Origin of the sequence: Paraburkholderia sp. OAS925, assembly GCF_040543975.1 — a bacterium.
In the GTDB taxonomy this organism is placed as follows: domain Bacteria; phylum Pseudomonadota; class Gammaproteobacteria; order Burkholderiales; family Burkholderiaceae; genus Paraburkholderia; species Paraburkholderia graminis.
Genome location: NZ_JBEUNO010000002.1, coordinates 2605389 through 2623800 on the forward strand (window position 1 = coordinate 2605389; position 18412 = coordinate 2623800).

Genomic DNA, 18412 nt, shown 5'->3' on the forward strand with positions numbered 1-18412 from the left:
GCATTGCACACCGAGGTCCGCACATGACGTCTTCCACGCTGTCCGACAGCATCGACATTCTTCACGTCAGCAAGCGCTATGCGCGGCAAGACGGTACGCCGCTCGCGGTTCTCGACGACATCAGCCTGCGGGTACGCCCCGGCGAATTCGTCAGCGTGCTCGGATCGAGCGGTTGCGGTAAATCGACGTTGCTGCGGTTGATCGCGGGACTCGACACCGATTACAACGGCGAGATTGTCGTCGCCGGAGACAAGGTGCGCGACACGTCGCTCGAGCGCGGCATCGTGTTTCAGGATCATCGACTGTTTCCGTGGCTCACGGCGTCGCAAAACGTCCTGGCCGCGTTGCGCAATGCGCCGCTATCGGCGAAACAGAAGCGCGATGCGGTCGCGCAGCACATCGCGCTCGTCGGCCTGAACGGTTTCGAGCATGCGTATCCGCATCAGTTGTCGGGCGGCATGGCGCAGCGTGTGGCGATCGCGCGCGGACTCGTGAACCGGCCACGCGTGCTTCTGCTCGATGAGCCGTTCAGTGCGCTCGACGCGCTCACGCGCGGCCGTTTGCAAGACGAGTTGCAACGCATCTGGGAACACGAAGGCATCACGATGATTCTTGTCACGCACGACGTGGACGAAGCGCTTTATCTCGGCGATCGGGTCGTCACGATGGCGCCGCGGCCGGGCCGGATCAAACGGATCGTGGATGTCGCGCTGCCTCGTCCGCGCGACCGCAACGATCCCCGCTTCATTCGTTTGCGCGAGGAAGTGCTGGCCGATTTCGCCGGGCACGACGGAGAGCGTGGCGAGGACGATACGCCGCACGGCGGCACGCGCATTCCGGTAGTCAATCCGCCGATCACCGAATGGCGGCTCGCGTGGTGACACCCGCGGCATTCCCACACCTGGATCATTCACGGAGATCACGATGAGCGGTGAAAATCGCCACAAGCGGCAAATCAAACTGGGCGCTTTCCTGATGGAGACGGGCCACCATATCGCCGCATGGCGGCATCCGGATGCGCACGCGGGCGGCGGCCTCGACTTCGCGCACTATGCGGAACTCGCACGGATCGCCGAGCGCGCGAAATTCGACGCGGTGTTTTTCGCCGACAGCGTGAGCGTGCGCGACACGAATCTGCCCTCGCTATCGCGCACCGCGCGCGCCGATCATTTCGAACCGTTGACGTTGCTCTCCGCGCTTTCGGTCGTGACGAAAAACATCGGCCTGATCGCCACGGTCTCCACCACGTTTAACGAGCCGTATAACGTCGCCCGCAAATTCGCGTCGCTCGATCATCTGAGCGGCGGGCGCTCGGGCTGGAACCTCGTCACATCGAGCACCGAATCGGAGGCGCTCAATTTCAGTTTCGAGCGCCATCCGGATCACGCCGTCCGCTATGAGCGCGCGCGCGAGTTCTACGACGTGGTCGCCGGCCTGTGGGATAGCTGGGAAGACGACGCGTTTGTCCGCGACAAGGACAGCGGCGTCTATTTCGACCCCGACAAACTGCACGTGCTCGGTCACGCGGGCAAGCACTTCAAGGTGCGTGGACCGTTGAACGTCGCGCGTTCGCCGCAAGGATGGCCGGTCGTCGTGCAGGCCGGCGCATCGGAAGCCGGGCGCGAGCTCGCCGCGCAAACCGCCGAGGTGATCTTCGTCGCGCATCAGACGCTCGAGGAAGCGCAGTCGTTCTATCGCGACATCAAAGGCCGCCTCGCGAAGTATGGCCGTGCGCCGGATCATCTGAAGATCATGCCTGGCATTTTTCCGATCATCGGCCGCACGCAGGAAGAGGCCGACGCGAAATTCACCGCGCTGCAGGACCTGATTCATCCGACCGTCGGGCTGTCGCTGTTGTCGAACATGTCGGGCGGCGTGGACCTGTCGCACTATCCCGTCGACGGCCCCCTGCCCGAGCTGCCCGAAACGAACGGCGGCAAGAGCCGTCAACGCCTGCTGTTCGATCTCGCGCGGCGCGAGAACCTGACGATCCGCGATCTCTATCTGCGCATTGCCGGCGCACGCGGACACCAGCAGGTGGTCGGCACGCCGCAAAGCATCGCGGATCAGTTGCAGCAATGGTTCGAGGAAGAAGGCGCCGACGGCTTCAACATCATGTCGCCGTGGTTGCCGGGCGGCCTGACGGAGTTCGCCGAACACGTCGTGCCGGAACTGCAACGGCGTGGACTTTTCCGCACCGAATACGAGGGGCGCACGCTGCGCGAGAACCTCGGACTGCCGCGGCCTGCAAACCGCTATACCAACCTCACAAAACAGGTGCCCGCGGTCGCGGGATATTGACGCAACCTGTTCTCTTTTCCAGGAGCCTCGCATGAGCGCAGCCGCATTGCAGGACACGCAGTCGATTCAGGTGAACCCGCTTTCCGCGCACATCGGCGCGGAAATTCATGGTGTCGATCTCACGCAAAAACTCGATGCGCGGCAAGTCGCGGAAATTCGCGCGGCGCTTCTTAGATGGCGCGTCGTGTTCTTTCGCGAGCAGTTTCTGACGCACGAGCAGCACATCGCTTTCTCGGCGCAGTTCGGCGAGCTGACGGTGGGGCATCCCGTGTTCGGCCACGTCGACGGTCATGCGGAAATCTACTCGATCTCGAAGTATCGCCAGGCAACGCGTTTCGAAGGGCAAACGCTGCTGCGTCCGTGGACTGGCTGGCACACCGACGTGACGGCCGCCGTCAATCCGCCTTGGGCGTCGATCCTGCGCGGCGTGACGATTCCGCCGTATGGCGGCGACACGCAGTGGACCAACCTCGTGGCTGCGTATCAGAAGCTCTCCGCGCCGTTGCGCGCGTTCGTCGACGGTCTGCGCGGCCTTCACCGCTTTGCGCCGCCCGCCGGCGCAAGCGGAACGGAAGCATTCGTCAAAGCCGTCGAGCAACGCATTCTCGTGACCGAGCATCCGCTCGTGAGAGTGCATCCGGAAACCGGCGAGCGCGCGCTCTATGTGAGCCCGAGCTTCCTGAAGTCGATCGTCGGCGTGACGCCGCGCGAGAGCCAGGCGCTGCTCGAACTGCTCTGGGAACATGTGACGCGGCCGGAGTTCACCGTGCGCTTCAAATGGGAAGCAGGCAGCGTCGCGTTCTGGGACAACCGCGCGACGGCTCACCTCGCGCCCTCCGATATTTTCGATCTCGAGTTCGACCGGCAGTTGTACCGCACGACGCTGGTCGGCGATGTGCCGGTCGGGCCGGACGGTACGCCTTCGGTGGCGATTGAAGGCTCGCCGGTGAGCGCTGCGGCCGCGGTCGCGTTGAACTGAGTGCGATGCCGAGCCGAGGCGACGCGAGGAAAGACGATGCGCTCAGAGGTCGCGCGTGCGCGGAATCACGACCGCCTGGCCATGCAGTTTGCCTTGCTCATCGAGAAGCTGCCACAGCGTGGCTTCCTCGATCATGAAGCGCCGGCCTGACTGTGTCACGCGCACGCCCTTGTAGCCCGCTTCATAACCGAGCCGCTCCACGCGTGCAAGGAACTGCTGCCGCTCCTCGCGATTCGGGGCTTCTGCCGAGAGCCGGGACGGCAGCCTGGTGATTTCGTCCCAGCTATATTCGAAGCGGCGCTGCGCCGCCTTGTTGCCATAGATAAAGACCGGATCGGGATCGGTGTTGTGCGCAAGCACGGCGAACGGCGCGTGCTCGTAAAGCCATTCGGCGGCGTCGGCGGCAGACATGGGCTGCGGCACCAGCGGGACGCCGAGCAAGCGGGTGTAACTATCGCTGAGAAGCTGGTAGAAAGCGGGATCGCGGTGGAGTGGGGTCATCCAGGGCATCGTTACGGAGATCGGGGTCTCTGGGCAATGAAAGGCGTCTACGATACAGCATGCCCGTCACGTCCGTCATGCCGGCGAGCGCCCCGCTCGGCAATTGAAACTCATCATCAAGCCCACACCATCAGTGCACGCATGCGGTGCGATTCCGGCATGCGCCGGTGCGCGCAATCACCGGAACGGGGCGCAAACGCACTGTGACATCGCCAGATACGGCGATTTCCGCGTGGCACGCTTCTCGCTCTAAAAGGAGCGCAAGGAGCCGGCGCCTCATCCGGTTCAACACAATCTGGAAATGGACGGCTAGGGTTCCGGCCTGCTTCACGCAGGCGCTGGTCCGAGAGCTGTCGACCTCAGGCGAGGTTACACGGCGGGACAAAAGCCCGGGAGAGAACGCGATGTTTTGCGCTGCTCCCTGCCGTCGCTAACCGTCCCTTCCGAGGTCAACCTCATGCGCAAGCTCGTACGCTTTCTCGGCATCGCCGCCGTCTCCCTCGCCGCTTTCGCTTCCACCTCCGCCTCCGCCGCGGGCCGCACCGACTTCAAGGTTTGCTGGACCATCTACGCCGGCTGGATGCCGTGGGGCCAGGCGAAGACTCAGGGCATCGTCTCCAAGTGGGCCAGGAAGTACGGCATCAATGTCGATGTCGTGCAACTGAACGACTACGTCGAATCCATCAACCAGTACACCGCCGGCAAGTTCGACGGCTGCGCGATGACCAACATGGATGCGCTGACCATTCCGGCCTCGGGCGGCGTGGACTCGACGGCGCTGATCGTCAGCGACTACTCGAACGGCAACGATGGCGTGCTCATCAAGGGCAAGGGCAAGCAGATCGCCGACCTGAAGGGCAAGCAGATCAACCTCGTGCAGTTCTCCGTCTCGCACTACCTGCTGGCACGCGCGCTCGAAAGCGCGCATATGAGCGAGCGCGACCTCAAGGTGGTGAACACGTCCGACGCCGACATCTCCGGCGCATTCGCAACGCCTGCCGTGCAGAACACGGTGACGTGGAACCCGATGCTCGCGGACCTGAAGGCGCAGCCGAACGTCACCGAAGTCTTCGACTCGAGCAAGATCCCCGGCGAAATCATGGACATGATGGTCGTCAACACGAAGACGCTGCACGACAACCCCGCACTCGGCAAAGCGCTGACAGGCGCATGGTTTGAAATGGTCGCGCTGATGCACGCGAACAACGCTGACAGCAGCGCCGCGCTCACCGCAATGGCCAAGGCTTCGGGCACCGACCTCGCGGGCTTCAAGGGCCAACTGTCGACCACCGCCCTCTTCTACACGCCGAAAGCCGCACTCGATTTTGTCACCAGCCCCGAGATGCCGAAGATCATGACGCGCGTCGCCAGGTTCTCGTTCGATCATGGCCTGCTCGGCCAGGATGCGAAAAGCGCGGACGTGGTCGGCATGGCGTTCGACAAAGGCGTCGTGATCGGCAACAAGAGCAACGTGAAGCTGCGCTTCGATCCGACCTACGTCGAAATGGCCGCGGCCGGCAAGCTGTAAGCGAGACATTCACGCATTCGACAAGGCGGCCATTCATGCGACTCATCAATCGACATCCCAGCCGAAGCGGCGGCCTCATGCTGCTGGTGATGCCGTTCATCGTGCTGATTGCGGTGTATTTCACGGGGTCGTCGATGCGGCTTGCAGTCAATCCCGACGACAAGCTGCTGCCCGCCGCGACGCAGATGAGCGAAGCCATCAAGCAAGCCGCTTTCACCGAAGACAAACGCACGGGCGAATACCTGCTGTGGGCCGACACGGTTTCGAGCTTGCGGCGGCTCGGTATCGGCCTCCTGGTGAGTGCCGTGATTGCACTGGCAGCCGCCATCGCGACCGGCTCGTTTCCGCTCGTCAGCGCGACGTTTTCGCCGTTCATCACGGTCGTTTCGATGATCCCGCCGCTCGCCGTGCTGCCGATTCTCTTCATCGTGTTCGGGCTCGACGAGTTGTCGAAGGTGGTGCTGATCGTGGTCGGCATTACGCCGATGATCATTCGCGATCTGCATTCGCGCGCCCGCGAAATTCCGGCCGAATTGTGGGTCAAGGCGCAAACGCTCGGCGCCAATAGCTGGACGTTGATTCTGCGTCTCGTGCTGCCGCAGTTGCTGCCGCGTCTGCTGGTGGCGATCCGTCTGTCGCTCGGTGCGGCGTGGCTTTTTCTGATCGCGGCGGAAGCGATCGCGTCGACCGACGGCCTCGGCTACCGCATTTTCCTCGTGCGCCGCTACCTCGCGATGGACCTGATCCTGCCTTACGTCGCGTGGATCACGCTGCTCGCGTGGCTGATCGACGAGTGCCTGCGCCGCGTGACGCAGTGGTCGTTTCCCTGGTTCGGAGGCGCACGATGATCGAAGTCCGCAACGTGTGGAAGGAATACGGCGATCAGGTCGTGCTCGAACGATTGAACCTGCGTATCGAAGCGGGCGAGTTCTGTTCGCTGGTCGGCGCGTCGGGTTGCGGCAAGTCGACGTTCCTGCGGCTTCTGCTCGGCCAGGAGCGCGCGACGCGCGGCGACATTCTGCTCGACGGTCAACCGTTGCCCGCAGAGCCCGACGCGCATCGCGGCGTGGTGTTTCAGCGCTATTCGGTATTCGATCACCTCACGGTGCTTCGCAACGTGATGCTTGGGCTCGAGCTGCCGCGCGCGACATTCACCGGCCGGCTGTTCGGCGCGCAACGGCGTGCCGCGCGTGACGAGGCCGCGGCGATGCTCGACCGCGTCGGCCTCGGCGCGGCGTTGGACAAGTATCCGCAGCAACTGTCGGGCGGCATGCAGCAGCGCCTCGCGATCGCGCAGGCGCTGATGATGAAGCCGCGCGTGTTGCTGCTCGATGAACCGTTCGGCGCGCTCGATCCCGGCATCCGCAAGGACATGCATGACTTGCTGCTGAGCCTGTGGCGCGAATCGAAGCTCACCGTCTTCATGGTCACGCACGATCTGAAGGAAGGCTTCACGCTCGGCAGCCGCGTGCTGGTATTCGACAAGGTTCGCGTCGATCCGCAGGCGCCCGGTGCCTACGGCGCGCGCATCACCTACAACATTCCGCTCGACCACAGCCGCGATTCGGCCTCGTCCCTCCATATGGCTCAGGCCGTGGTGGAAGGTGCATCGCGTGTCGAAGCGGTCTCAGCCTGACAGGAATCTCAACATCATGGATCTGCTACTCGAAGAAACCGTCCCCGGCGGCGGGCATGCATCGCTGATCGTCAAGCGCGGCCAGTCGTTGCGCGTGACCGATCTGCGCGGCGGCGCGAACGTCAGCGTGTTGCTGTTCAATGCAACGGAGAAAAGCGAACGGCTCAACCTGCCCGATACGCTGAAGTGCCAGCACACGGCGAAGCTCACGGCCGGCCATTGCCTGTACTCCGACATGGGCCGCGTGCTCGCCGCCATCGTGGCGGATACGTGCGGCTGGCACGACAGCATCGGCGGCGTATCGAATGCGGACGAAGTGCAGGAACGCTATGGCGTGGGCCGCTATCAGGAACGACGCAATGCGTTCTATCGAAACGGCGCCGACAACCTGCTCGTCGAAATGGGCAAGTGGGGACTCGGCATTCAGGACCTGCTGATGACGCTCAATCTGTTCAGCCGCGTCGACGTGACGGATGCGGGCGCGCTCGACTTCGTAGCGGGCAATTCGAAGGCCGGCGACTACGTCGATCTCTATGCGCCGATGAACACGCTCGTCGTGCTCACCGCGATCCAGCATCCGCTCGACCCGAATCCGGAATACGCGCCGAAGCCGGTCAAGCTCGAGTTGAGCCGCGCCGAGCCAGGCGTCGCCGAAATTTGCCGAACCGCCTGCGAGGAAAACGTGCGCGGCTTCATCAATACCGATCGTTTCTTTCTTTGAGCGGAGCGCGACACCATGACAACGACGCTGACCGTCAGCGATAAACGCCCCGAACACGCGGTCTTTCGCGAGACACTCGCGGCTGGCGAGCCGTGGCTTCACGAACTCAAAGCCGGGCAGACGCTGCGCATTCTCGATCTGGAAGGCAATCAGGCCGTCGATACGCTGTTCTACAGTCTCGCCGATCCGCGCGAGCGCTTCGATCCGCAACGCACGCTGCGTCGGCAGAAAAGCCTTTATCTGACGACCGGCACCGTGCTGTATTCGAACCTGGGCAATCCGCTGCTGACGATCGTCGCCGATACCTGCGGCCGTCACGACACGCTCGGCGGAGCGTGCGCGCAGGAAAGCAACACCGTGCGTTACGCGCTCGAAAAGCGCTACATGCATAGCTGCCGCGATAACTACCTGCGCGCGTGCGCGCACGACGGACGTTTGTCGAAGCAGGACATCGGCGCGAACATCAACCTCTTCATGAACGTTCCGGTGACGTCCGAAGGCGGCCTCACATTCGAGGACGGCATTTCGGCGCCAGGCAAGTACGTCGAATTGCGCGCGGAAATGGACGTGATCGTGCTGATCTCCAACTGCCCGCAGTTGAACAATCCGTGCAACGCCTACAACCCGACTCCCGCGGAGCTGCTGATATGGAACTGACGCGTGTTCGCCACTGGCTTTACTACGTCATGCTGGTTCGCTCGGGACGATGCTGTCGCTGCACGCGCGAGCAACTGACTCGAGCGGATCGATAAAGCCTCTTTGAAGCCGGTCTCTGCCGCGGACGACCGCGGCATGCATTCCCACGTGGCGGGACGGCCCGCCCACGAATCAAGCTCCCTTCATGTTCGAGAAAATCCTGATCGCGAATCGCGGCGCGATTGCGTGCCGCATCCTTAGAACGCTGCGCGAACTTCAAGTAACGGGTGTCGCGGTTTATGCCGAAGCGGATCGCGCGAGCCGTCATGTGAGCGAGGCGCCTATTGCGCATGGTCTCGGCGACGGACCAGCAGCGGCGACCTACCTCGATGTGCAAAAGATTCTCGAGATCGCCCGCCGCGAGAACGTTCAGGCGATTCATCCGGGCTATGGTTTCCTGTCGGAGAACGCGAGCTTCGGCGAAGCGTGCGAAGCGGCAGGCATCGCGTTTATCGGACCGACGCCCGCGCAATTGCGGGCATTCGGCCTCAAGCACACGGCTCGCGCGATCGCGGCGGAACAAGGCGTGCCGATGCTCGAAGGCACGGGCCTGCTCGACGATCTTGCGGCGGCGCTCGATGCAGCGGCATCGATCGGCTATCCGGTGATGCTGAAAAGCACGGCGGGCGGCGGTGGTATCGGCATGCGGGTGTGCTGGAACGTCGACGAACTGACCGCGCATTTCGACGTGGTCAAACGGCTCGGCCAGAACAATTTCAGCGACGCCGGCGTGTTCCTCGAAAAGTATATCGAGCGGGCGCGGCATCTCGAAGTGCAGGTCTTCGGCGACGGGCACGGCGATGCGATTGCGCTCGGCGTGCGCGATTGCTCGGTGCAGCGGCGCAACCAGAAAGTACTCGAGGAAACGCCGGCGCCGTGTTTGCCGGACGGCATGCCGGCCGCATTGTGCGACGCCGCGGTGAAGCTCGCCAAAGCGGTGAGTTATCGCTCGGCCGGTACGGTCGAATTCGTCTACGACAGCGCCGCGCAGCGCTTCTACTTTCTCGAAGTGAACACGCGCCTGCAAGTCGAGCATGGTGTGACCGAACAGGTCTGGGGCGTCGATCTCGTACGCTGGATGATCGAACTCGCTGCGGGCACGCTCGCGCCGCTGCAAGAACTCGCAGCGGGACTGAAGCCGCAAGGACACGCTATTCAGGCGCGTCTTTATGCGGAGGACCCAGGCCGCGATTTCAAGCCGAGCCCCGGCCTATTGACCGACGTCGCGTTTCCAACCGCCGACGGTCGCGCGCTGCGCATCGATACATGGATCGAAGCGGGTTGCGAAGTACCACCCTACTTCGATCCGATGCTGGCGAAGCTGATCGCGTGGTCGCCGACGCGCGACGAGGCACGACGCGCGCTCGGTCAGGCATTGCAGAACACGCGCATCTATGGCGTCGAAACGAATCGCGACTATCTCCGGCAGATTCTCGACGATCATCCGTTCGCGTCGGGCGAACCTTGGACGCGCTGCCTCGAAGGCCTTCACTATCGCGCGACCACCGTCGAAGTCGTGAGCGGCGGCACGCAGACGACCGTGCAGGATCATCCGGGACGTCTTGGCTATTGGGCAGTCGGCATTCCGCCTTCGGGTCCGATGGATGACCGCGCGCTGCGGCTCGGCAACCGGCTGCTCGGCAATGCGGCAGACGCAGCCGCGCTCGAACTCACCATGAGCGGCCCGACGTTGCGCTTCAACACGGATGCCGTCGTGGCGGTGACGGGCGCGCATCTGTCCGTATCGCTCGACGACATCGAGCAGCCGTTGAACACCACGCTGTTCGTTCGCGCGGGTTCGACGCTCGCGCTCGGCACGATCCGCGGCGCCGGCGCACGTGCGTATCTGTGCGTGCGCGGCGGCTTCGATGTCGCGATGTATCTCGGCAGCCGCAGCACGTTCACGCTCGGCCAGTTCGGCGGACATGGCGGGCGAGCGTTGCGGGCGGGCGACGTGCTGCATCTTCACGCGTTGCGCGACGACAATGCGGGCGTTGCGCTTGCCAATGTTCCGAAGCTGGAAACCGTGCGGACGCTGCGCGTGATTTATGGTCCGCATGGCGCGCCGGAGTATTTCACGCCGCGTTATATGGAACGGTTCTTCGACACCGAATGGGAAATTCATTTCAATTCGAGCCGTACCGGCGTGCGTCTGATCGGACCGAAGCCCGAGTGGGCGCGCGAGGACGGCGGCGAGGCCGGGCTGCATCCGTCGAACATTCACGATAATCCGTATGCGGTGGGCGCCGTCGATTTCACCGGCGACATGCCCGTGATTCTCGGTCCCGATGGTCCGAGTCTTGGCGGCTTCGTTTGTCCGGTGACGATTATCGAGGCGGACTTGTGGCAAATCGGTCAGTTGAAAGCCGGTGACAAAGTGCGCTTCGTACCCGTTCATATCGATGAAGCGCGCGAGGCGGCACAACAACGTCTGCGTGAATTGCAGACGCTCGAATTCGATGCGAAGCCGGTTGCTATCGCGAACGCAGCACCGCTCGTATCGCCGATCGTGCTCGATACCGGCGCGGATCGCGAACGGCTCGTCGCGCGAGTATCCGGCGACACGCATCTGCTGCTCGAAATCGGTCCCGCAGAACTCGACCTCGTATTGCGTTTTCGCGGTCACGCGTTGATGCAGTCACTCGAAGCGATGGCATTGCCCGGCGTGATCGATCTGACGCCCGGCATCCGCTCGCTGCAGATTCACTATCAACCTGAACGCTTGCCGTTGCAGCAGTTGCTCGCGATCGTCGAGCGTGCATGGCAGCATGTTCTGTTGCAGAAGGACTTGCGCGCGCCGTCACGCATCGTGCATCTTCCGCTGTCCTGGGACGATCCCGCGTGCCGGCTCGCCATCGACAAATACATGACGACGGTGCGCAAGGACGCGCCGTGGTGTCCGAGCAATCTGGAGTTTATCCGCCGCATCAACGACCTCGATTCGATCGACGCCGTGAAGCAGATCGTCTTCGATGCGAGTTATCTTGTGATGGGACTCGGCGATGTCTATCTCGGCGCGCCGGTCGCGACGCCGCTCGATCCGCGTCATCGGCTGGTGACGACCAAGTACAACCCGGCGCGTACGTGGACGGCCGAGAACTCGGTGGGCATCGGCGGCGCGTATCTCTGCGTGTATGGCATGGAAGGGCCTGGCGGCTATCAGTTCGTCGGCCGCACGTTGCAGATGTGGAATCGCTATCGCGACGTTGCCGAGTTCGCGGGGCGCCCGTACCTGCTGCGCTTTTTCGATCAGATCCGTTTCTACGAAGTCACTGCCGACGAGTTGCAGCGCATCCGCGCGGACTTTCCGCTGGGGCGTTATCCGCTGAAGATCGAAGAGACTGAACTGTCGCTGGCGGATTATCAAACGTTTCTCACGCGCGAATCGGCCGGCATCGAGCAATTCCGCGTGCGTCAGCAAGCGGCGTTTCAGGCCGAGCGCGAACGATGGCGCGAAGCGGGATCGGCGGAGGAAAGTTTCGAGCCGCCTGTCGCTGACGATGCGGAACTCGCGCCGCTGAAAGACGGCGACATCGCCGTGGACAGCGAGATCGCGGGCAGCCTTTGGCAAGTGCGCGTGAGTTCCGGCGATACGGTTGAGGCCGGCGACGTGCTGCTCGTCATCGAGTCGATGAAGATGGAGATCTCCGTGTGCGCGCCGTGCGCGGGCACCGTCGGCGAGATTTATGTGGCGCCTGGCTCCGCGGTGCGGGCGGGGCAACGCGTCGCGGTAATCGAACGCCTTTGAACCTTCCTGGAAAATTATCCATGTCTTCATTCGATTTGCGCCTCTCCACGCTGCGCGCCGCTTACCTTAACGGGACGATGACGCCGCGCAAGCTGATCGGCGAACTGCTGGCGAAAGCGGCTGCACTGAATCCCGAGTTTCATCTGTTCATCCACCTTCTGAGCGAGGCGGAAATCGCGCCATATCTGGAGTGGCTCGATACTCAGGATGTCGAATCATTGCCGCTCTACGGCATTCCGTTCGCGATCAAGGACAACATCGATCTCGCCGGTATTCCGACTACCGCAGCGTGCCCTGCTTTCTCCTATACGCCCGCCGAGTCGGCGACGCTCGTCGCGCAGTTGATCGCGCTCGGCGCCGTGCCGCTCGGCAAGACCAATCTCGACCAGTTCGCTACCGGCCTGAACGGCACGCGTTCGCCGTACGGCAAGTGCCGCAACAGCGTGCATCCCGAGTATCCGTCGGGTGGATCGAGCGCGGGGTCGGCGCTGGCCGTCGCGCTCGGCGTCGCGAGCTTCGCGCTCGGCACCGATACCGCCGGCTCGGGCCGCGTGCCGGCGGGCCTGAACAATCTCGTCGGACTCAAGGCGACCAAGGGTCTGCTATCGACAGCCGGCGTCGTGCCGGCTTGCCGCACGCTCGATTGCGTGACCTACTTCACGGCGACCGCGCGCGAAGCCAGCGAACTGCTCGCGCTCACCGCGCACGCCGATCCTCGCGACGCATACAGCCGCAGAAATCCGCAATGGAACGACGCGCGCGCGTTCGGCAAACTGACCACGTTCCGCTTCGGCGTGCCGTCGAAGCTCGAATTCGCGGGCTGCGCCGAAAGCCCGGCGTTGTTCGCGAAGGCCCGCGCGATGCTCGAAGCCGCGGGTGGCGAAGCCGTCGAAATCGACTTCGCGCCGTTCGTCGAAGCAGCGAATCTGCTTTATCAAGGGCCGTGGGTCGCGGAGCGCTACACCGTCGCGGGAGAGTTGATCGAGGCTAATCAAGAGGCTGTGTTACCGGTGATTCGCGACGTACTCGCGAAAGCGCCCGGTGCTACCGCGGTCGAGCTTTTTCGCGCGCAATATCGTCTGCAAGCGCTGAAGGTCACGTGCGACGCCGCGCTTGAATCCGTGGACTTCGTTCTCACGCCGACCTATCCGCGTCCCGTTACGTTAGCGGAACTGGAGCGCGACCCGATCGGACCGAACTCGCTGCTCGGCTACTACACGAACTTCATGAATCTGCTCGACTATGCAGCGGTGGCGACGCCGACCGCATTCATGAAAAATGGCTTGCCGTGGGGCGTGACCGTGTTCGGTCGTGCGTTCACGGATCAGTATCTGCTGAGCGTGGCGGACACGTTACAGCGAATGAGCGGAGTCGAATGCGTGGGAGGCAATGCGCCTGATGCGAGCAACGGGCGAGCAGCAGCGAAAGACCGCATACGCGTCGCGGTATGCGGCGCTCACATGCAGGGCCTGCCGCTCAATCGCGATCTGCTTCGTCGTGGCGCGCGCCTGGTGGAAGCGACGCAAACCGCTCCGCACTACCGCTTATCCGCACTGGCCGCCACGCCGGACGGCACGAGGCGGCCCGGCATGTGGCGAGTGCCCGATGGAGGCGCCGCGATCGCCGTCGAAGTATGGGAGATGCCGAGCCTGGAACTGGGCTCGTTCATCGCAACCATCCCGTCGCCGCTTGGGCTCGGCAAAGTCGAACTGGCGAACGGCACATGGGTGACAGGCTTTGTGTGCGAGCCTTATGGCGTGGAGTCCGCGGTCGACATCAGCGAGTTCGGCGGCTGGCGAGCATGGCTTGCCAGCGAGCGCAAATAATGCGCTTAAAGCACGCCCCGCGACGCCAGGTTGCGATACAGCGCGCGCACCCCGAAAGTCCACGGGGCGACCTCGGTACTCAGGCGCACGGTGTTGATTAGCGCACCGAGTTCCGGCGTCGAAATGGTCACCTTGTCGCCAAGGTGATGCGTGAAGCCGCCGCCCTTCGTGTCGCGGTCCTTGATAGGCGAAAACATCGTGCCGAGGAACAGCATGAAACCATCGGGATACTGGTGATGGCGCCCCCACGTCTGCGCGACGAGATCCTCGGGGTCGCGACTGATCTCGCTCATGTGGCTCACGCCCTCGAGGACAAAGCCATCGTCCGACCCTTCCACGCGCAGCGCAACGCTTGTCGCGCGGATCGAGTCGAGATCGAACGATTCGTCGAACAGACGCACGAAAGGACCAATCGAACAGGACGCGTTGTTGTCCTTGCATTTGCCCAGCAGCAGCGCCGAGCGGCCTTCAATGTCGCGCAGGTTGACGTCGTTGCCTAAGGTCGCGCCGACAATTTCTCCGCGGCTGTTGACCGCAAGAACGATCTCCGGCTCCGGGTTGTTCCAGTTCGACGCAGCCAGCAATCCGACGTCTGCACCGAAACCTACTGCGGACATCGGCTGCGATTTCGAAAATACTTCGGCATCCGGACCAATTCCGACTTCCATGTACTGGGACCATGCGCCGCGTCGTTCGAGTTCCGCCTTGAGCTTCATCGCTGCTTCCGAACCCGGCTTGATTTTCGACAAGTCGGTTCCGATGGTCGCGGCGATGGTTTGCCGCACTTCTTGCGCTTTGCTGGCGTCTCCGCCCGCCTGCTCTTCAATCACGCGCTCGATGAGGCTCACCGCGAACGTGACGCCGCATGCCTTGATGGCCTGCACGTCATTGGGCGCAAGCAGTCGCGGTGCGTGTTCCTGCACAGCGCCCAGGTTTGCTTCCACCAGCGTCTGAACAGAGCCGAGCGCTTCGCCCGCAACTGTCCGCGCAAACTGAACGACGTCTTCACGGTCGAACAGATCGGCCGTGGTCGGCGCGCTCGCGGTTATATCCAGCACTTCGCCGTTGCGGACCACGACGACCGACGGCCCTTCATACGTCGCGGTTTTGCGCCAGACGCGGCCGACAAGCAGCGCCCGCTCGACATCGTGCGGCAGATAGTTAGTAGCGAATCGTGAAGTCATGGTAGCGATTGTCTCCGTGTATGTTGGCAGATCATGTCGGCGCAACGTATCGCCGATTGAAGTCAGTGCCGATAGTTTAGTGGGAGTGCCGCGGGTTGCCGCGCTCTTCGATGACTTTCAGATAGAGCGTCGCGGGCTCAAGGCATCCGCCCGTGGACAACTGGCCGACGGTTTGCCGATATAGCTCTTGCCACGGGGTCTGCGCCGGCGGAATCGAGATGCTGACTGTCTCGCGGCGGCGTGCAAGCTCTTCGTCATCGACCAGCACGTTCACCGAACGCGCGTTCAGGTCGACACGCACGCGGTCGCCTGTTTGCAGCAGAGAGAGTCCGCCGCCCACGGCCGCCTCGGGCGACATGTTGAGGATCGAAGGACTTGCCGAGGTTCCGCTTTGCCGGCCGTCGCCCATCGTCGGAAGAGAGGTTATGCCCTGGCGCACGAGCGCAGCGGGAGGCGCCATGTTGACGACCTCGGCGCTGCCCGGATAACCCACGGTGCCCGCGCCGCGGATAACGAGAATGCAGTGCTGGTCGATCTCGAGCGACGGGTCGTTGATGCGCGCGTGGTAATCCTCGGGTCCCTCGAACACGATTGCCCTTGCTTCGAAGGCGTTTTCCGCACCGGGCTCGCTCAGATAGGTATTGCGGAAAGCATCGCCGACGACCGACATCTTCATGATCGCGCTGTCGAAGAAGTTGCCCGACAGCACGATAAAACCAGCGCCATGCTTGAGCGGCTCGTCCGTGCTCTTGATGACCTCGCGGTCCGGTTCGGCTGCACGGTCGGCGATAGCACCAACGAACTCGCCCGACACGGTCAAGCACTCACGATGCACGAGGCCAGCGCGGTCCAACTCGCGAAGCACTGCCGGAACGCCGCCCGCGCGATGGAAGCTCTCGCCGAGATACTCGCCCGCGGGCATGCAATTGACGATGAGCGGCACGTTTTCGCCGACGCGCTGCCAGTCGTCCAGACTCAGTTCGATACCCATATGACGGGCAATCGCGATCAGGTGCGGCGGACAATTACTCGACGCGCCCAGCGCCGACGCCACGACAATCGCGTTCTCGAATGCGGCCTTCGTCATGATCTTCGACGGCCGTACGTCGTCCCGCACGAGGTCGACGATACGCTTGCCGGTCGCATACGCCATCTGCCCTCGCTCCCTGTACGCTGCCGGGATGCTCGCGCAGCCAGGCAGCGACATGCCGAGCGCCTCGGCGAGACTGTTCATCGACAACGCCGTGCCCATCGTATTGCAATGACCAATGGACGGCGACGAGGCGGTGGTCAGTTCCATGAAGCCTTCGTAGTCGATCTCGCCCGCCGCGAGCAGATTGCGCGCGTGCCAGATGACCGTTCCCGACCCGACCCGTTTGCCGTGATGCCAGCCGTCGAGCATCGGGCCGCCCGACAACACGATGGCCGGCATATCGACCGTTGCGGCCGCCATCAGGCAAGCCGGCGTGGTCTTGTCGCAGCCCGTCGTCAGCACGACGCCATCCAGCGGGAAGCCGTGCAGGATTTCCACCAGACCGAGGTACGCGAGATTGCGGTCGAGCGCCGCCGTGGGACGGCGGCTCTGTTCCGCGAGCGGGTGAACCGGAAACTCCATCGGAATGCCGCCGGCGTCCCGAATGCCCGCCTTCGTGCGCGCCGCGAGTTCGATGTGGTGACGATTGCACGGCGCGAGATCGCTGCCTGTCTGCGCAATACCGATGATCGGCCGGCCCGACTGCAACTCCTCGCGCGTGAGGCCATAGTTCATGAAGCGCTCAACGTAAAGCGCGGTCATGTCCGCATTGGCGGGGTCGTCGAACCATTCCTGGCTGCGCAACCGCCTTGAATTGAGTTGAGTCATCGCTTGTACTCCTCGTTCGATGTCTTGACGATATGGTAGCCACTATCGCCGTGATTGCCGCTTGCCTCTAGCTTCGTCGCGATATTTTTCGCAGGCGTTGTTATCGGTAACATTTTTGGATGTTATCACGCTGCGCGGACGTCGTGCAGCAGAAAAGGCTACGCGCTTTCGCGTGCAATGACGGTGTAATCGATGGTTAATTTGCGGCGCTGCGGCACCGCTTGTGCGGTGACCGAACCGAGCGACGACAGCAGTAGCTTGCCGGTGCGTGAGCCGATGCCATAGGCGTCGACGGAGACCGTGGTAATGGTCGGATGACAGCAGACGGCAACTTCGAAATTGCCGAAGCCCGCCACGGCAATGTCCGTGGGAACGCTGAGGCCGCGGCGGTGGCATTGCATGATGGCGCCGAACGCCGACATGTCGCTCACGCACATGACGGCGTCGGTGTCGGGCCACTGTTCGAGAAGCGCGTCGAGCGCCGGACCGCCGTGGCTCATCGTGATAGGCGATTCGCCGAAGCGGATCACGCGAGGCTCGCCGAGACCTTGCGCTTTCATCTCCTGCTGATAGCCCTTCAGGCGCTCGAGACCGCGTCGATCGAGGTCGCTGGCGCCGGCCAGAAAACCTATCTTCCGGTAACCACGCTCCTTCAGATATCGGACCATCTCGCGCGCTGCGCGGGCGTTCGAAAAGCCCACTGCCATATCGATCGGATTGGCCGGCAAGTCCCACATTTCGACGACGGGTATGCGCGAGCGCTCGAGCAGTTGCCGTGTGCCTTCAGTGTGCTGCGAACCCGTCAGCGCGATGCAGCGAGGCTGGTATCGGAGCATCGAGCGAACCAGCCGCTCTTCGCGAACGAGGTCGTAGTCGGTGTCGCCTATCAGGAGTTGCAAGCCGTGTGGTTCGAGTGTGGCCGATAGTCCGCGCACCGTATCCGAGAAGTTGGAACTCGCCAGAGACGGCACCAGTACCGCGACAAACTCCGACCTGCCGGACGATAGCGCGCCTGCCGCGGCGTCGGCCACGTAGCCGAGTTTGTCGATTGCCTGCTGCACGCGCTCGCGGGTTGCCGGCGCGACGCTGTGCCCGGCGAGTACGCGCGACACCGTCATCTTCGAAACGCCCGCGATGCGCGCAACGTCGGACATGCGAGGCGGACTCGCTTGCGGGTCGCTGACGACACGGTCGTTGATGCGGGTAGTGCCCATCGGTCTCGGGGTTGAGTTGCCTGAATGTTGTTCGAATGTTGCCTGAATGCGCGAGTCGGCGGAATACGGCAGCACCGGCTGGCAGCGACTGAGCATGATACGACACTCGGTACAGGGCGCCTAAGTAGATTCCCCTGGCTTGCCGTTTTGGGCCGCATCGTGCTACCTTCGTTACCGATAACATTTTCGCCGTCGGCAACGTTTTGCCCCGATATGT

General features: G+C 63.1%; 14 protein-coding genes and 1 riboswitch. Of the genes, 10 read left to right on the forward strand and 4 right to left on the reverse strand.

The window, feature by feature from the left end; genetic code table 11:
• The first annotated feature begins 23 nt into the window (after positions 1 to 23).
• Genes ABIE53_RS30370 through ABIE53_RS30380 form a run of 3 tightly spaced genes read left to right on the forward strand, consistent with a single transcriptional unit; the run spans position 24 to position 3280 of the window.
• The gene (locus ABIE53_RS30370; RefSeq protein WP_192700216.1) at positions 24 to 881 is read left to right on the forward strand and encodes an ABC transporter ATP-binding protein; all 858 of its coding nucleotides are present in this window, start codon (positions 24 to 26) and stop codon (positions 879 to 881) included.
• A gap of 43 nt (positions 882 to 924) precedes the next feature.
• Positions 925 to 2301 (forward strand): LLM class flavin-dependent oxidoreductase, encoded by a 1377-nt coding sequence (locus ABIE53_RS30375; protein ID WP_192700217.1) that lies wholly within the window; start codon positions 925 to 927, stop codon positions 2299 to 2301.
• A gap of 31 nt (positions 2302 to 2332) precedes the next feature.
• On the forward strand, positions 2333 to 3280 hold the full coding sequence (locus ABIE53_RS30380; protein ID WP_192700218.1) for a TauD/TfdA dioxygenase family protein: 948 nt from the start codon (positions 2333 to 2335) through the stop codon (positions 3278 to 3280).
• Between the two features lie 42 nt (positions 3281 to 3322).
• On the opposite strand, the gene ABIE53_RS30385 is transcribed toward ABIE53_RS30380, so the two are convergent.
• Positions 3323 to 3781 (reverse strand): MEKHLA domain-containing protein, encoded by a 459-nt coding sequence (locus ABIE53_RS30385; RefSeq protein WP_044021358.1) that lies wholly within the window; start codon positions 3779 to 3781, stop codon positions 3323 to 3325.
• 298 nt (positions 3782 to 4079) lie between these two features.
• Positions 4080 to 4179, forward strand: a riboswitch (guanidine-I (ykkC/yxkD leader).
• A gap of 59 nt (positions 4180 to 4238) precedes the next feature.
• Here ABIE53_RS30385 and ABIE53_RS30390 point away from each other — a divergent pair.
• The 7 genes from ABIE53_RS30390 to atzF all read left to right on the forward strand — a co-directional run bounded on the left by ABIE53_RS30390 (position 4239) and on the right by atzF (position 13936).
• Positions 4239 to 5309 carry a putative urea ABC transporter substrate-binding protein gene (locus ABIE53_RS30390; protein WP_192700219.1) on the forward strand — a complete coding sequence of 357 codons (1071 nt, stop codon included), beginning with the start codon at positions 4239 to 4241 and terminating at the stop codon, positions 5307 to 5309.
• A 35-nt stretch (positions 5310 to 5344) separates the two neighbouring features.
• On the forward strand, positions 5345 to 6157 hold the full coding sequence (locus ABIE53_RS30395) for an ABC transporter permease (protein ID WP_006050350.1): 813 nt from the start codon (positions 5345 to 5347) through the stop codon (positions 6155 to 6157).
• Positions 6154 to 6945: an ABC transporter ATP-binding protein gene (locus tag ABIE53_RS30400; protein WP_006050351.1), complete on the forward strand. Its 792-nt coding sequence runs from the start codon at positions 6154 to 6156 to the stop codon at positions 6943 to 6945. The genes ABIE53_RS30395 and ABIE53_RS30400 overlap by 4 nt, the downstream gene beginning before the upstream one ends.
• Before the next feature lie 16 nt (positions 6946 to 6961).
• Positions 6962 to 7666: an urea amidolyase associated protein UAAP1 gene (locus tag ABIE53_RS30405; protein WP_006050352.1), complete on the forward strand. Its 705-nt coding sequence runs from the start codon at positions 6962 to 6964 to the stop codon at positions 7664 to 7666.
• Between the two features lie 15 nt (positions 7667 to 7681).
• Positions 7682 to 8323 (forward strand): urea amidolyase associated protein UAAP2, encoded by a 642-nt coding sequence (locus ABIE53_RS30410; protein WP_192700220.1) that lies wholly within the window; start codon positions 7682 to 7684, stop codon positions 8321 to 8323.
• Positions 8324 to 8507: 184 nt separating this feature from the next.
• Positions 8508 to 12110, forward strand: a complete 3603-nt coding sequence (gene uca, locus ABIE53_RS30415; protein ID WP_192700221.1) for an urea carboxylase — start codon at positions 8508 to 8510, stop codon at positions 12108 to 12110.
• Between the two features lie 20 nt (positions 12111 to 12130).
• On the forward strand, positions 12131 to 13936 hold the full coding sequence (gene atzF / locus ABIE53_RS30420) for an allophanate hydrolase (RefSeq protein WP_192700222.1): 1806 nt from the start codon (positions 12131 to 12133) through the stop codon (positions 13934 to 13936).
• A 5-nt stretch (positions 13937 to 13941) separates the two neighbouring features.
• Here atzF and ABIE53_RS30425 read toward each other — a convergent pair whose 3' ends face one another.
• The 3 genes from ABIE53_RS30425 to ABIE53_RS30435 all read right to left on the reverse strand — a co-directional run bounded on the left by ABIE53_RS30425 (position 13942) and on the right by ABIE53_RS30435 (position 18195).
• On the reverse strand, positions 13942 to 15120 hold the full coding sequence (locus ABIE53_RS30425; protein ID WP_107707880.1) for a fumarylacetoacetate hydrolase family protein: 1179 nt from the start codon (positions 15118 to 15120) through the stop codon (positions 13942 to 13944).
• 76 nt (positions 15121 to 15196) lie between these two features.
• Positions 15197 to 16981 (reverse strand): IlvD/Edd family dehydratase, encoded by a 1785-nt coding sequence (locus ABIE53_RS30430; protein ID WP_192700223.1) that lies wholly within the window; start codon positions 16979 to 16981, stop codon positions 15197 to 15199.
• Between the two features lie 158 nt (positions 16982 to 17139).
• Positions 17140 to 18195, reverse strand: coding sequence for a LacI family DNA-binding transcriptional regulator (locus ABIE53_RS30435; protein WP_181324902.1), 1056 nt, complete (start codon positions 18193 to 18195; stop codon positions 17140 to 17142).
• Positions 18196 to 18412 lie beyond the last annotated feature (217 nt).

Excerpts from the sequence above, each read along its gene's own strand:
- ABIE53_RS30370 (WP_192700216.1), top strand. The coding sequence starts at position 24 with ATGACGTCTTCCACGCTGTCCGACAGCATCGACATTCTTCACGTCAGC.
- ABIE53_RS30375 (WP_192700217.1), top strand. The coding sequence starts at position 925 with ATGAGCGGTGAAAATCGCCACAAGCGGCAAATCAAACTGGGCGCTTTC.
- ABIE53_RS30380 (WP_192700218.1), top strand. The coding sequence starts at position 2,333 with ATGAGCGCAGCCGCATTGCAGGACACGCAGTCGATTCAGGTGAACCCG.
- ABIE53_RS30385 (WP_044021358.1), bottom strand. The coding sequence starts at position 3,781 with ATGACCCCACTCCACCGCGATCCCGCTTTCTACCAGCTTCTCAGCGAT.
- ABIE53_RS30390 (WP_192700219.1), top strand. The coding sequence starts at position 4,239 with ATGCGCAAGCTCGTACGCTTTCTCGGCATCGCCGCCGTCTCCCTCGCC.
- ABIE53_RS30395 (WP_006050350.1), top strand. The coding sequence starts at position 5,345 with ATGCGACTCATCAATCGACATCCCAGCCGAAGCGGCGGCCTCATGCTG.
- ABIE53_RS30400 (WP_006050351.1), top strand. The coding sequence starts at position 6,154 with ATGATCGAAGTCCGCAACGTGTGGAAGGAATACGGCGATCAGGTCGTG.
- ABIE53_RS30405 (WP_006050352.1), top strand. The coding sequence starts at position 6,962 with ATGGATCTGCTACTCGAAGAAACCGTCCCCGGCGGCGGGCATGCATCG.
- ABIE53_RS30410 (WP_192700220.1), top strand. The coding sequence starts at position 7,682 with ATGACAACGACGCTGACCGTCAGCGATAAACGCCCCGAACACGCGGTC.
- uca (WP_192700221.1), top strand. The coding sequence starts at position 8,508 with ATGTTCGAGAAAATCCTGATCGCGAATCGCGGCGCGATTGCGTGCCGC.
- atzF (WP_192700222.1), top strand. The coding sequence starts at position 12,131 with ATGTCTTCATTCGATTTGCGCCTCTCCACGCTGCGCGCCGCTTACCTT.
- ABIE53_RS30425 (WP_107707880.1), bottom strand. The coding sequence starts at position 15,120 with ATGACTTCACGATTCGCTACTAACTATCTGCCGCACGATGTCGAGCGG.
- ABIE53_RS30430 (WP_192700223.1), bottom strand. The coding sequence starts at position 16,981 with ATGACTCAACTCAATTCAAGGCGGTTGCGCAGCCAGGAATGGTTCGAC.
- ABIE53_RS30435 (WP_181324902.1), bottom strand. The coding sequence starts at position 18,195 with ATGGGCACTACCCGCATCAACGACCGTGTCGTCAGCGACCCGCAAGCG.